At 46.6% G+C, this 14,401-nt stretch carries 9 protein-coding genes; 7 read left to right on the top strand and 2 right to left on the bottom strand.

The window, feature by feature from the left end:
• Positions 1-366: 366 nt before the first annotated feature.
• The 6 genes from AC805_RS21655 (at position 367) to AC805_RS21680 (ending at position 9,555) form a co-directional block, all read left to right on the top strand.
• Complete coding sequence (locus AC805_RS21655) at positions 367-1,929, top strand: ferredoxin--nitrite reductase (protein WP_055077329.1); 1,563 nt, start codon at positions 367-369, stop codon at positions 1,927-1,929.
• Positions 1,930-2,053: 124 nt separating this feature from the next.
• Entirely contained in the window at positions 2,054-3,391 is a 1,338-nt protein-coding gene (locus AC805_RS21660; protein WP_055077330.1) for a CmpA/NrtA family ABC transporter substrate-binding protein, read from the top strand.
• 102 nt (positions 3,392-3,493) lie between these two features.
• On the top strand, positions 3,494-4,423 hold the full coding sequence (gene ntrB, locus AC805_RS21665; protein ID WP_055077331.1) for a nitrate ABC transporter permease: 930 nt from the start codon (positions 3,494-3,496) through the stop codon (positions 4,421-4,423).
• Positions 4,424-4,480: 57 nt separating this feature from the next.
• Complete coding sequence (locus AC805_RS21670; protein WP_156341529.1) at positions 4,481-5,317, top strand: ABC transporter ATP-binding protein; 837 nt, start codon at positions 4,481-4,483, stop codon at positions 5,315-5,317.
• Positions 5,318-5,362: 45 nt separating this feature from the next.
• Complete coding sequence (locus AC805_RS21675) at positions 5,363-7,381, top strand: nitrate ABC transporter ATP-binding protein (protein WP_055077333.1); 2,019 nt, start codon at positions 5,363-5,365, stop codon at positions 7,379-7,381.
• A 14-nt stretch (positions 7,382-7,395) separates the two neighbouring features.
• On the top strand, positions 7,396-9,555 hold the full coding sequence (locus tag AC805_RS21680) for a molybdopterin oxidoreductase family protein (RefSeq protein ID WP_055077334.1): 2,160 nt from the start codon (positions 7,396-7,398) through the stop codon (positions 9,553-9,555).
• On the opposite strand, the gene AC805_RS21685 is transcribed toward AC805_RS21680, so the two are convergent.
• Together AC805_RS21685 and AC805_RS21690 are read right to left on the bottom strand one after the other, a co-directional pair.
• On the bottom strand, positions 9,544-9,735 hold the full coding sequence (locus AC805_RS21685; protein ID WP_055077335.1) for a hypothetical protein: 192 nt from the start codon (positions 9,733-9,735) through the stop codon (positions 9,544-9,546). The genes AC805_RS21680 and AC805_RS21685 overlap by 12 nt on opposite strands.
• A 98-nt stretch (positions 9,736-9,833) precedes the next feature.
• A complete protein-coding gene (locus tag AC805_RS21690; RefSeq protein WP_055077336.1) occupies positions 9,834-12,770 on the bottom strand; it encodes an ATP-binding protein in 2,937 nt (978 codons plus the stop codon).
• A 566-nt stretch (positions 12,771-13,336) separates the two neighbouring features.
• Here AC805_RS21690 and larE point away from each other — a divergent pair.
• On the top strand, positions 13,337-14,158 hold the full coding sequence (larE, locus tag AC805_RS21695) for an ATP-dependent sacrificial sulfur transferase LarE (protein WP_055077337.1): 822 nt from the start codon (positions 13,337-13,339) through the stop codon (positions 14,156-14,158).
• Positions 14,159-14,401 lie beyond the last annotated feature (243 nt).

Below are 14,401 nucleotides of genomic sequence, written 5' to 3' on the forward strand. Positions count from 1 at the left end.
TATAGCAGTAGCCAGTTATGTTAGGACAAAAACAAAACCCAGAAGAGTGTTGCGGCGCGAAGCGCCGCAACACTCTTCTGGGTTTTATGTCTTAACTTATTTGGCTATAGCTATCGCTATCACTACCAAACTCTAAATGAGGAAGTCATGATGCGTTAACCGCATCAAATCATTGCAATTATTAAATAATATTGAAAAATATGTAGTTTCCTATACGAAGCGGGATCGAAACGTTAAGTAGTGTAAAGCCCATACAAAGTCGCAATAGCGCTTGAAAACTAGGAATTTGGGATTTTGCTCCAACAGCGATCGCCCCAATATAAAGTTTCGAGAATGAGCCAAGGAAACAGCAAATAGCAAATAAACATGGCAAATAAAATTGAAGACCTCAAAGCTGTCAAGGATGGTCTGGCGATTAAAGCCGAAATAGCTCGCTTCGCGGAAATTGGCTGGGAAGCGATCGACGATGACGATTTACAGCACCGCCTGAAATGGCTAGGCGTATTTTTTCGTAAAAGCACCCCTGGGCGTTTTATGGTCAGGATGCGAATTCCCAATGGATTGTTGAACAGCGATCAAATGCGTGTCCTTGCTTCCGTAGTTGAGAAGTGCGGCGACCATGGCGTAGCGGATATTACCACCCGTCAGAATATCCAGATGCGCGGCATCGAGATCGAAGATGTACCTGAGATGTTTGAAAAGTTTCGCGCTGTCGGTCTGACAAGCGTCCAGTCAGCGATGGACAATATTCGGAATATCACGGGGTCACCTGTGGCGGGTATTGATGCCAACGAGCTTTATGACACTCGCGAGCTCGCCATCCAAGTTCAGAACCTATTGACCAATAATGGTGAAGGCAATGCCGCCTTTACGAACTTACCTAGGAAATTTAATATTGCGATCGCTGGTTGTCGTGATAATTCTACCCATGCGGAGATCAACGATCTCGCTTTTATTCCTGCATTTAAAGAAGACTCTTCCGAAACCTTTGGCTTTAACGTTCTCGTAGGTGGATTCTTCTCAGCGAAACGGATTGCGGCGGCAATGCCTCTTAATGTATGGGTTCCTCCTGAGGATGTGGTTGCGCTCTGCGAAGCCCTACTCATCGTATTTCGCGATCATGGTCTGCGCGAAAGCCGACAAAAAGCTCGACTGATGTATCTCATTGATGAGTGGGGAATTGAAAAATTCCGTCTAGAAGTTGAGAAGCAGATGGGTAAGTCTTTAGCAACGGCTGCGGCTAAAGATGAGATCTCATGGGAAAAACGCGACCATATCGGCGTTCACCCGCAAAAGCAAGAGGGATTAAATTACGTTGGGTTCCAAATTCCCGTAGGGCGCATGTATGCTGCCGATCTGTACGAACTCGCTCGTCTTGCCGATACTTACGGCAATGGCGATATCCGTCTTACGGTCGAGCAAAATCTGCTGATCACCCATGTTAGCGATCGCCAAGTTCCACTACTTCTGCAAGAGCCCATACTTCAGAAGTTCCCTGCCGCGCCGAACAACCTCATGCGGGGACTGGTATCCTGCACGGGGAATCAGTTTTGCCCAGTAGCGATCGTGGAAACAAAAAATCGTTCCCTTGCCCTTACCCATCAGCTTGCCGAAGATTACGATCTTCCTAAAGTGGTACGCATCCATTGGAGTGGTTGCCCCAACTCTTGCGCTCAGCCACAGGTTGCCGACATCGGTTTTACTGGTTGTAAAACTCGCAAGAATGGCAAGGTTGTCGATGGCGTTGATATTTACATGGGTGGCAAGGTCGGCAAGGATGCCCATCTCGGCACATGTGTCATGGAAAAAGTTCCCTGTGAAGATCTGCGAGAAGTCGTCGGTAAGCTCTTAATGGAAAACTTCGGTGCAACCCCTAAGCAACAAGCGATCGTCCAACCTTCGGCGGAATTGATCTTAGTTAGTTCTTAGTTAATTCTTAGCTAGTTAAGGCAGTTCTAAATTATTTCAGGATTACATTCAGTCCCACTCAGTTATTAAATTTACCAGTCATCAAATTTACCAGTCATCAAATTTAAGGAAATCAAGGAAATCCATGAGTACATTCTCTCGTCGCAAGTTTTTAACCACCGCAGGGCTGTCTACTGTTAGTGCGATCGCTTTAAATGCCTGTACGGGTGGCGAAGCACCGAAAACCGAAACCACCAGCGCGGCTAGCCCCTCAGCGAGTAAATCGCCAACCGCATCAGTAAGTGCCGCTGGTGCACCTGAAGTTACGAAAGCAAAATTAGGATTCATTGCCCTTACCGATGCTGCGCCTCTAATTATCGCGAAAGAAAAAGGCTTGTTTGAGAAGTATGGCATGAAGGATGTAGAAGTTCTCAAGCAAGCTTCTTGGGGAACTACACGCGACAATATTGCCCTTGGGTCGGACGCTGGTGGTATTGACGGAGCGCATATTTTGTCGCCAATGCCTTACTTACTCACGGAAGGCAAAATCACCAATGGCAAAAAAGTGCCCATGTATATCTTGGCAAGGCTCAATACCAACGGTCAAGCGATATCGATCGCTAATGATTTTAAAGAACTCAAAATCACCCTCAAGAGCGATTCTCTCAAGGAAAGTTTTGCCAAAATCAAGGCTGGAGGCAAGGATGTCAAATGTGCGGTGACTTTTCCTGGTGGAACCCACGATCTGTGGATGCGTTACTGGCTTGCGGCGAATGGAGTCGATCCAGACAAAGATGTCAATACGATTGTCGTTCCACCACCACAAATGGTTGCCAACATGAAAGCTGGCAACATGCAAGCTTTCTGTGTGGGAGAACCTTGGAATGCCCGTCTAGTTGCACAGAATTCTGGCTATAGTGCCCTTATTACTGGCGAGCTTTGGAAAGATCACCCCGAAAAGGCTTTTTCACTTCGTGCTGACTGGGTTGACAAGAATCCCAAGGCGGCTAAAGCTATCCTTGCCGCAGTTCTCGAAGCTCAAGTTTGGTGCGAACAAGCCGCAAATAAAGAAGAGATGTGTAAGATCGTCGGTGCGGATAAATGGTTAAAAGTTCCTCCTGCCGAAATTTTAGGTAGACTCCAAGGCAAGGTTGATTATGGCGATGGCAGAACCCTCGACAATCCCGATCTGGCGATGAAGTTCTGGAAGGATTCTGCTTCCTATCCTTACAAGAGCCACGATATTTGGTTTGTGACCGAAGATATGCGCTGGGGCTATCTTGATGCTGAGACTGATGCCAAGAAATTGGTCGATAAGGTCAATCGCGAAGATCTATGGAAGGAAGCGGCTAAAGCGATCGGCAAAGAAGCCGATATCCCTAAGAGTACTTCCCGTGGAGTTGAGACATTCTTTGATGGAGTCAAGTTCGATCCTGAAAATCCCAGTGAATATCTCAAAGGGCTCAAGATCAAGAAAGCATAGTCCAAATCTTCATCTCGCATCATTCCATCTATTCCCAAAAACAAGGGGCTAAAGCCCCTTGTCATCATTATTAAACTTATAACTTATCAAGGATATATCCAAATGGCGACAGGGAGCTTAAGTTCTAAATTTACGGCTAACTACATTGGCGAATGGCTGCAACAACAGGCTCGTTACATAATTCCCCCATTACTAGCTTTGGTGTTTCTGTTAGGTATATGGCAAATGCTCTGTTCGGGGAAAACGCCACCGCTTCCACCACCGAGCAAGGTATGGCAGGAAACTCAAGAATATATTTGGCATCCATTCTTCGATCGCGATGTTTATGATGTTAGCGCCAAGGATAAAGTCGATAGCCCCGCCCGTAAAGAACTGAAGGAAAAACTAACCATTGAGAAGGGACTGGGCGTGAAAACCATGGTCAGTTTGCGGCGCGTGGCGATCGGTTATACCGCTTCCGCATTAATCGGCATTTCCCTCGGCATTGCGATCGGCACAAATGTATTTCTCTATCGAGCCTTTGACCCGATTTTTCAAGTACTTCGCACAATTCCACCACTGGCGTGGTTACCGATCGCCATGTCCGCCTTTCAAGGAGTAAATGAATCGCTCAAGTCCATAGGACTTGATGTCACCGAAGCCGCCGCCCTATTTGTGATTTTCGTAACTTCCATCTGGCCGATCCTCATGAATACCGCCGTGGGCGTGCAACAGGTTCCCCAAGATTACCGTAACGTCTCGCGAGTACTGCGTTTGAGTAAGTTTGATTATTTCATTACGATCCTGATGCCTTCGGCAGCACCCTATATTTTTACAGGCTTGCGGATTGCTGTCGGGCTATCGTGGTTAGCGATCGTCGCCGCCGAAATGCTGACGGGTGGTGTAGGCATCGGCTTCTTTATCTGGGATAGCTACAACAGCCAAAAGAGCAGTGAGTTGATTCTATCCTTGGTGTATATCGGCTTAGTGGGCTTCATGCTTGATAAGGTCGTTTATTACCTAAGCAAACTCGTTGCCCAGTCAGATGCTTAGCGATTAAATCTCTGCTCCCCTTGACACATTATTCTTTCCCTTAAACTCCTTCTTCCCATGCAGACTCTCGATCTTACCGATAATAACCATCAAATACATCAAGATCCCTTTTTAGTGATCGATGGAGTTTCTAAGGTCTATCCAACTCCGAAAGGCTCCTACACCGTTCTCCAAGATGTGAATTTAACCATCTATGAAGGTGAATTTATCTGCGTGATTGGGCATTCAGGTTGCGGCAAATCAACTCTTTTAAATATGATAGCTGGTTTTAACCGACCGACTTCTGGCGAAATTTGCTTGCGATCTCGTCCTATTCTTCGCCCAGGTCCCGATCGCATGGTGGTATTCCAAAACTATTCTTTGCTCCCTTGGATGACCGCCTTTGAGAATGTCTATCTTGCGGTTAAGCAGGTGTATAAAGACAAGTCTAAAGAGGAAAAAATCAAAATTGCTCATGAGGCTCTAGAGCTAGTTGGCTTAACCGAAGCAATGCACAAAAAGCCGAAGGAGCTTTCGGGCGGAATGCGCCAGAGAGTATCGATCGCCCGTGCATTATCCATCCGTCCAGAAGTTCTCATCCTTGACGAACCTTTTGGAGCCTTAGATGTCATGACCCGCGAAGAGCTGCAAGAAGAACTCTTAGCCATTTGGCGCAAAAATCGCGTTACGGCGCTGATGATTACCCATGAGATTGATGAAGCACTTTTCCTCGCCGATCGCATCGTGATGATGAGCAATGGTCCCGCCGCCAATATTGCCGAAATTATCGATGTTCCCTTTGCCCGTCCTCGCGATCGTAAAGCGATCGCCGACGATCCTCGCTACTACACCCTCCGCAATTACATTTTGGAATTTCTGTATAACCGCTTTGCCCTCGCCGATGAGGCTGAATAATTAACCTGAATAATTAACCTGAATAATTAGCCTGAATAATTAACTATGTCCACATTCCTAGAAATCGATCACGTCAGTCGCGTTTTTAAAACCAAAAACCGAGAACCCTACGTTGCCGTCAAAGATGTCTACTTTGAGATGAAGGAGGGAGAATTTGTCTCCATCATTGGACATTCGGGCTGTGGCAAGTCCACGGTTCTCAATATTTTGTCTGGGTTAGACAAGGCGAGTACAGGGGGCATTGTCCTCGAGGGCAGGGAAGTCCGCGAACCAGGTCCCGATCGCATGTTAGTGTTCCAAAACCATTCATTATTGCCTTGGTTGACGGTAAGGCAGAACATTGGGTTGGCGGTCAATCGCGTTTTGCGGGATTTACCGAAGGCGGAACGTCGTCGCATCATTCAAGAAAATATCGATCTGGTGGGATTAAGTCATGCCGCTGAGAAATATCCAAGAGAGATTTCGGGCGGAATGAAACAAAGGGTGGGAATCGCTCGCGCCTTATCGATTAAGCCCAAAATTCTATTGCTAGACGAACCCTTTGGGGCTTTAGATGCGCTCACCAGAGGTCGATTGCAAGAGAAATTAATGCAGATTTGTGACGAGCATAAAATTTCGGCGGTGATGATCACCCATGACGTTGATGAAGCGCTACTGCTGAGCGATCGCATCATCATGATGACCAATGGTCCCGAAGCAAAAATCGGTCAAGTTCTCACCGTCGATTTACCCCATCCTCGCAAACGCTTGGAATCCGTCAATCATCCCAATTACTATCGGCTTCGGGGCGAAGTAGTGAACTTCCTCGATCGCCAAAAGCAGATCAAACTAGAAAAAGCGAAACTCAAGAGTAACGCAGCTATCAGTCTTGGGAGTATTGAGAAAACCAATCTTACCATCGGCTATATTCCTCTCACCGATTGCGCTCCCTTGGTGATCGCACAAGAGAAGGGGCTGTTTGCTAAATATGGATTAGATGTCAAACTCTCCAAGGAAACGAGTTGGAATGACCTAGCCGAGGGAATTCGCGAAGGACGTTTGGACGCAGCACAGATGGTTACGGGTATGCCCCTAGCAATCGCCCTAGGTATGGGTAATCGCACCCCCGTTCCCATCGTGACCTCGCTGACCTTAAACCGCAATGGCAATGCCATTACTCTCAGCCATAAACTTCAAGAGGAAGGCGTAACCGATCTCGCTTCCCTCAAGACCTATATTGCCAAGTATGAAGATGCCTATAGACCAGCAATGGGTATGGTGCATCACGCATCAATGCATAACTTAATGCTGCGTCATTGGTTAGCCAGCGGTCAGATCGAGCCCGATCGCGATGTCGATGCGATCGTCATTCCCCCACCCCAGATGGTTTCCAACCTGATCGCCAACAATATCATCGGTTACTGCGTCGGCGAACCTTGGAACGTTCGGGCTGTAAATACCAATGCGGGCTTCGTGGTCGCCACCGATCTCGATATTTGGCGCGGTCATCCTGAGAAGGTATTAGGCGTTCGCAAAGATTGGGCGGAGATGTATCCCCATACCCATTTAGCGATCGTCAAAGCATTGCTGGAAGCCTCGCAATTTTGCAAACCCTTAGAAAATCGCGACGAAGTTGTGTTGACCTTGGCAAAAAACGAATACCTCAATCTCGACCCCGTTTATATTCGTCCTGGGTTTGCGGGTCCCTATCGCGTTAGTACGATGGAAGCGAAATATGAGCAGGATTTCTGTCAATTTGGCGTTGGGAATATGCCATCCCATAAGGAACAGCTATGGGTACTAGCCCAAATGGCGCGTTGGGGGTTAGTTAATTTCCCTGAGAATCATGCCGAGGTAATTGATAACTTACTGGCAAAGGATGTCTATCAGCAAGCGGCAAAGGAGTTAGAACTACCAATTGTTGAGGAGGACGGGGAGCCGATCGTTTTAGCGGATGGATCGATATTCGATCCTCAGGATCCGATCGCCGCCTTGCGATCTATGCCCTATTCCCAATTTACCGAAGCCAGCTATTTCGACCCCGTTAAAGGTTTTGCCACCAAAAAAGTAGCGGTTCGCCAATAGTTAAAGATCTCTCTATGACTGCATTTCGTCCTTCTATCGCTCCGCCCAAAACCATCAAAACCCTATGCCCATACTGTGGAGTCGGTTGCGGGTTAGAAATTGTTGAAACCGTCGCTCCCCCCCATGCTAATTTTGCCGATCGCTTTAAAGTCAGAGGCGATCGCGCCCATCCCTCTAGCCAAGGCATGGTCTGTGTCAAGGGAGCGACCATTGCCGAATCCATTCAAAAAGATCGGCTACTGCACCCCATGATGCGCGATCGCTTTGATGCGGAGTTTCGCCAAGTGAGTTGGAACGAGGCTCTAGATGCGATCGTCGATCGCATTCAGCAGGTACTAGCCACTAAAGGCGCTGATGCTCTCTGTATGTATGGATCGGGACAATTCCAAACCGAAGATTATTACATTGCCCAAAAGTTGTTTAAGGGTTGTTTGGGAACGAATAACTTTGATGCCAATTCGCGGCTCTGTATGTCTTCCGCCGTTTCTGGCTATGTTAAAAGCTTTGGCGCAGATGGTCCCCCCTGCTGCTATGAAGATTTGGATATGACCGATTGCTTATTTGCGATCGGCACTAATACTGCCGAATGCCATCCCATCATTTTTAATCGCTTTCGCCGCCATCACAAGAAAAATCCTCAGGTTAAGCTCGTTGTCGTCGATCCGCGCCGCACTCAAACTGCGGAGGTCGCCGATCTCCACTTGGCGATTCAGCCAGGAACGGATATCGATCTCTTAAATGGTCTTGCCCACCTATTGGTGCAATGGGGAAAATGCGATCGCGATTTCATCGAAAACCATACGACGGGGTTCTCCGAGTTTGCCGATATTATCCAGATCTATGAGCCCGAATTTGTGGCGCGTCGTTGTGGCATCAATATTGACGATCTTTATCTAGCGGCGCAATATTGGGCTGATTCGCCCAGAGTTCTATCCCTTTGGTCGATGGGTGTTAATCAATCGACTCAGGGTACTGCCAAAGTCCAATGCATCATTAATTTGCATTTACTAACCGCCCAAATTGGTAAAGCGGGATCGGGTCCCTTTTCGTTGACGGGACAACCTAATGCTATGGGAGGAAGGGAGGCAGGAGGACTGGCAAATCTATTACCTGGGTATCGTTTTGTGGCAAATCCTCAGCATCGCTCCGAGTTAGAAAAATTTTGGGGATTACCTTCAGGACAGATTTCCGATCGCATTGGTCGCACGGCATGGGACATGATTTGCGGGCTCGAAGCGGATGAAGTGGGCTTACTCTGGATTGCGGCGACTAATCCCGCCGTCAGTTTTCCCGATCTAGAGAGAACCAAAAAGGCGCTCAGGCGATCGCCCTTTACCATTTATCAAGATGCCTATGATCCGATCGAAACCTCGACCTATGCCCATATTCTTCTGCCTGCCACCCAGTGGAGCGAGAAAACAGGCACGATGACCAATTCCGAGCGCTGCGTTACCCTCTGCCAAGCCTTTCATCCTCCCCTTGGCGAAGCGCGTGATGACTGGGCTATTTTTGCAGAAGTTGGTCGTCGCCTTGGTTTTGCCGATAAGTTTGACTTTCAAACCTCCGCCGAGGTGCATTCCGAATTTGTGCAAATCACCCGCGATCGCCCCTGTGACATGACGGGAATCAGCCATGCCAAGCTCGCGGCTCTTGGGGCAATCCAATGGCAGGCTCCAGAGCAAAACCCTGAAGGCGATCGCTTACACAATAAACGTCTCTACGGTGATTTACAATTTCATACGCCCGATCGCAAAGCAAGATTTGGAGCCTATCATTCCCAAGGGGTATTTGAAACCGCTGACGAACGGTATCCGTTTATATTGACCACTGGTCGGCTCTACGGACATTGGCATACCCAGACCCGCACGGGACGCATTGACAAAATCCGCCAGATGCATCCCCATCCCTTTATCGAAATCCATCCTCAGGATGCGGAAAAATTCAACATCAATGCTGGCGATCTTGTAGAAGTGCGATCGCGACGGGGCGCTTCCAAATTTCCCGCACTGGTGACCGAGAGGATTTCCCGTGGCGTACTCTTTGTGCCCATGCATTGGGGCGCACTCTGGGCAGATAATGCGGAAGCCAATGCGCTCACCCATGCGGAAGCGGATCCCGACTCAAAACAACCAGAATTAAAGGCTTGCGCCGTCGCAATTTCCTTAGCTCGTTAATATAGCTGTCGCCATAGCTATCGCCAAGTATTCTAGGACATAAACCCCAAGAATTGACTGGCGGCGCTTTGCGCCGCCAGTCAATTCTTGGGGTTTGATTTGTCCTAAGGGCAAGTTACTGTAGCTAATAGCAATCCTATCAATGAGTTGTGAGAGGCTTGGACTTCGCTCAGCCAGCATATACCGCTAGCTGAGCGAAGTCGAAGCCCAATTTTTTCCATACTAAACAAATCTAGACAAAGATGGTTGCGGCGCAAAGCGCCGCAACCATCTTTGGGTCAAGCCTTAACGGCTTTTTGATCGATGGGAATTTCAATAATAAATTCGGTACCCTTACCCATTTCAGAATTACATTGCAAAATTCCATTGTGAATTTCTTTAACCACTTGAAAGCTAATCGATAAACCCATCCCCGTCCCCTTGCCGACTGGTTTGGTCGTAAAGAATGGATCAAACAGCCGCTTCTGAACTTCTGGCGGAATACCTTTGGCATTGTCCGCGATCGTAATTTTGGCATAGCAGTTGCGATCGATTTCCGTTTGGATTTTAATCGTGCTGACGCTCTGACTGACCTCCATCGGCGAGAGATCGAGCAGTTTCTCCTCGATCGCATCAATGGCATTAGAGAGAATATTCATAAATACCTGATTGAGCTGTCCCGCATAACACTCAACTTCAGGGAGATCGCCATATTCCTTAATCACATTGATCGCTGGGCGATCGGGACGGGCTTTAAGCCGAGATTGCAAAATCATTAACGTACTATCGATACCATCATGGATATTGACAGGCTTTAAATTCGCTTCATCCATCCGCGAGAAATTACGCAATGAAATAACTATCTTTTGAATCCTTTCTGCACCTACCTTTAGAGATGAGAGGATATTGGGTAAATCTTCCATGAGAAATTCTAGATCGATCGCTTCTTCTTCCTGATGAATTTCTGGTTCAGGATGAGGGTAGTACTTGCGATAAAGTCCGATCAAATTTAATAAATCCTGTGTATAGGTTCCAACATGGACGAGATTTCCATAGATAAAATTCACGGGATTATTAATTTCATGAGCCACTCCCGCCACAAGCTGTCCCAAACTGGACATTTTTTCCGTCTGAATGAGCTGCACTTGGGTTTGCTTCAAACTACCGATCGCTTCAGACAATTCCTTAGTACGATCCTCAACTCGATGCTCAAGCTCCGAGGTCAACAGTTGCATCGCCTCCTCAACCCTTTGCCTTTCCTCAATCTCCTGTTGTAATTGCAGATTTTGGCGATCTAGTTCCGCTTCTGCTAATTCTCGACTTTCTTCGCTGAGGACTAACAACCAAGTCCCCATCCCAATTAAGACAGATAAAGGGGCGTATAGCTCTAATAAAACCCCGAGAAAGTCTGCACTGGAATTAATGGGGAAAGTTGGCGATTTCAGAATGCTATGGTAGTAAACCAAACCAAACACCACTGCGGCAATGCCTAAGAGCAGTAGGAATATACCTGTGAACCTGACCAGTCTTACACCTAACTGCGGGGAAAACTTTTTGGAAAAAACTGTACGGGCGATCGCTAAGGTCAAGCTGCCAATATCATCATCGTTAGTCTTACAACCATCATGGCAACGCGCATCAAGACTACAACAAAGCGAACATATTGCCCCATCGTAGACAGGACAATAGGCTGTATCCGCAGGTTCGTAATTTTGTTCGCAGATACTACAAGAGATCAGCGTACGCGGATCGATCTTTTGCGATCGATAAACGTTTTGACGAGCAATATAGTATTTACCCTTAGTGGCGATCGCGATGATGGGTGAGAGCACAAAAGCAATTCCCATCGCCAGAAAAGGGGCATAGGCTTGGGCATAGGCTCCTAAACAACCCACAAAGGCAACGATCGAAATAATCGAAGCAATAACCATGGAGCCAAAGCCCACAGGATTAAAGTTATAGAGGTAAGCCCGTTTAAACTCGATATAGGAGGGACTAATTCCCAAAGGTTTATTGATTACTAAGTCGGCGACTACTGCGCCAATCCAAGCGATCGCCACATTAGAATAGAGTCCCAATACAATATCTAGGGTCTCAAATACACCGAATTCCATTAGCATCAAAGAAATTGACACATTAAAAATCAGCCATACCACCCGTCCAGGATGGCTGTGAGTCAGTCTAGAAAAGAAATTTGACCATGCTAACGATCCTGCGTAGGCATTGGTTACATTAATTTTGATCTGAGATACCAATACAAATAAGGTTGCCACGGATAAAACGACCCGAGGATCGGTAAATACATCGGCAAAGCCCGTCAAGTACATCTGGATTGGTTCCTTCGCATGGGTAGCCGTAATCCCATGATTAATGGCTAAGGATGCCAGAAAAGCGCCTCCCAATTGCTTTGCTGTCCCCAAAACAATCCAACCAGGTCCCGCCAAAATAACAGCAAGCCACCATTGCACCCGATTATGTTCTTGTTTCTCTGGTAAAAATCGTAAATAATCTACCTGTTCTCCGATTTGGGCAATTAATGAAAAAGATACCGTTGCGGCGGCTCCAAAGAGGATCGGATGAAAAGCAGCCCCACTAGGAGAGTTACCTGCAAAATTTACCCAGTTAGAAATTGCATCGGGCTCTTTGTTAATGATAAAAAGGAAAGGCGTAATCATCAATCCCAACCAAATTGGCTGCGTCCAAAGCTGCAACTGGTTAATCAGCGTAATTCCATAAAAAACAATCGGGATAATAATTACAGAGCAGAGAATATAGCCCAGTGCCAGCGGCAAATGAAAGTATAGCTGTAAGGCTTGAGCCATAATTGCGGCTTCAAGCGCAAAGAAAATAAATGTAAAAGAAGCGTAAATTAGCGAGGTAATAGTCGAACCGATATACCCAAACCCTGCGCCCCTAGTCAGTAGATCGATATCAATATTATATTTAGCTGCATAGTAGGCGATCGGTATTCCCGACAGAAAGATAATGCCCCCGACGACTAGGATTGCCCAAAAGGAATTTGCAAACCCGTAGCTTAGCAATAGTGACCCCCCTATTGCCTCTAATGCCAAAAAAGAAGTACCACCTAAGGCAGTATTTGCAACTAGGAATTCCGACCATTTCCTGAATGATCTTGGAGCGTAGCGAAGAGAATAGTCTTCTAAGGTCTCATTTGCTACCCATGTGTTATATTCCCTGCGTTCTTTAACAACTTTGCTAGTTGGTTTGGTATACATTCCTATCCCCATAAAAAACGTAGAAAAATTTTACCTTAAGCTAGGTAAGCTATTGGTAAATGTATAAATAATTACGAAAATTAAAAAAATGTTAAGGCTTTTATGCCTAACTTTAGTTCAAAAAGTCTCTAGATAAACCATGTAAACATTAATAAAATCAATAACTACAGAGCATTCACTCGTTTTGAAGCTCTTTTTAATATAAATGATTATATGACGATCCCCTAATGATTTAGAAACAAGGCTCAGGTATGAGGCTCATCATCCAAAAGCAAGCCTAAGGATTGGCGTTGCAAAGCAACGCCAATCCTTAGGCTTGCTTTTAAGCTTTATAAAATCGCTACGATCGCGATTATAAGTACTTGAGTACTTGTACAAAATAAATTACCAAAGCCCGTAAAGTTGCGCCCCTAAGGGGCGCAACTTTACGGGCTTTGGTTTGTAATTAATTATGCCTAGCTACAGTCCCTTGGCTTAGAACAGAATTGACTGGCGGCGCGAAGCGCCGCCAGTCAATTCTTGGGGTTTATGTCCTAGTATTGAACTCAATAAACATTAAACAGGTTATGTTAAGTAACACCTTGTCAGAAAAGCTTGATCGCTTACGCCATATTTTCCGAGAATCCTCAGAAGTCCTTGTTGCCTATTCGGGCGGTATTGATAGTACCCTTGTCGCGAAAGTTGCCTTTGAGGTTTTAGGCGATCGCGCCCTAGCCATTACCGCGAACTCCCCCTCCCTATTGCCAGCCGATCTAATTGCGGCACAGGTACAAGCGGAATTCATCGGCATTAAGCATCAAACTGTCCAAACCGATGAGATGGATAATCCGAACTACACATCTAACCCGATTAATCGCTGTTATTTCTGCAAAAGCGAACTCCACAACAAACTCAAACCCCTCGCCCAAACGATGGGCTATGGTTATGTGGTTGATGGCTTAAATGCGGACGATCTGCAAGACTATCGTCCAGGAATTCAGGCGGCGAAAGAACGCGGCGTGCGATCGCCGCTTGCGGAAGTAAGCATTAGCAAAATAGAAGTACGGATGTTATCGCAATATTTGGGGTTGCCTTGGTGGGATAAACCTTCGCAACCTTGCTTAAGCTCAAGATTTCCCTACGGTGAGGAAATAACGATCGAAAAATTGCGCCGCGTAGGTAACGCCGAACAATATCTCCGCGATCGTGGCTGGAAAGGTGATATCAGAGTGCGATCGATGGGAGATGTCGCCAAGGTGGAAGTGCCAAGCGATCGCTTACAGGAATTTATAAATGTCATGGCGATCGGCGACCTAACAAAGGTTTTTCGCGAGTATGGATTTAAGGCGATTACCTTAGATTTAGAAGGTTTCCGCAGCGGCAAATTAAATGACGCAATCATCCCGTAGATCTCTCAAAAAGTGCTCAAACTGCCAAAGAGTCAATCAAAGCGCCATTAGTCGTTAATAAGCAAGGTGTAATTTCAGCCCTTTACGCTCAAACAGTCTCGCGTCAGCGCATTGGTATTACTTATAGCTACAGTCACTTGACTTAGGACAAATCAAACCCCAAGAATTGACTGGCGGCGCTTCGCGCCGCCAGTCAATTCTTGGGGTTTATGGGTTAGTACGACAGCTCTATACATATACATA

Source organism: Pseudanabaena sp. 'Roaring Creek' (assembly GCF_001402795.1).
GTDB lineage: Bacteria > Cyanobacteriota > Cyanobacteriia > Pseudanabaenales > Pseudanabaenaceae > Pseudanabaena.

Coding starts and splice junctions, on each gene's coding strand:
- AC805_RS21655 (WP_055077329.1), top strand. CDS start 367: ATGGCAAATAAAATTGAAGACCTCAAAGCTGTCAAGGATGGTCTGGCG.
- AC805_RS21660 (WP_055077330.1), top strand. CDS start 2,054: ATGAGTACATTCTCTCGTCGCAAGTTTTTAACCACCGCAGGGCTGTCT.
- ntrB (WP_055077331.1), top strand. CDS start 3,494: ATGGCGACAGGGAGCTTAAGTTCTAAATTTACGGCTAACTACATTGGC.
- AC805_RS21670 (WP_156341529.1), top strand. CDS start 4,481: ATGCAGACTCTCGATCTTACCGATAATAACCATCAAATACATCAAGAT.
- AC805_RS21675 (WP_055077333.1), top strand. CDS start 5,363: ATGTCCACATTCCTAGAAATCGATCACGTCAGTCGCGTTTTTAAAACC.
- AC805_RS21680 (WP_055077334.1), top strand. CDS start 7,396: ATGACTGCATTTCGTCCTTCTATCGCTCCGCCCAAAACCATCAAAACC.
- AC805_RS21685 (WP_055077335.1), bottom strand. CDS start 9,735: ATGCTGGCTGAGCGAAGTCCAAGCCTCTCACAACTCATTGATAGGATT.
- AC805_RS21690 (WP_055077336.1), bottom strand. CDS start 12,770: ATGTATACCAAACCAACTAGCAAAGTTGTTAAAGAACGCAGGGAATAT.
- larE (WP_055077337.1), top strand. CDS start 13,337: ATGTTAAGTAACACCTTGTCAGAAAAGCTTGATCGCTTACGCCATATT.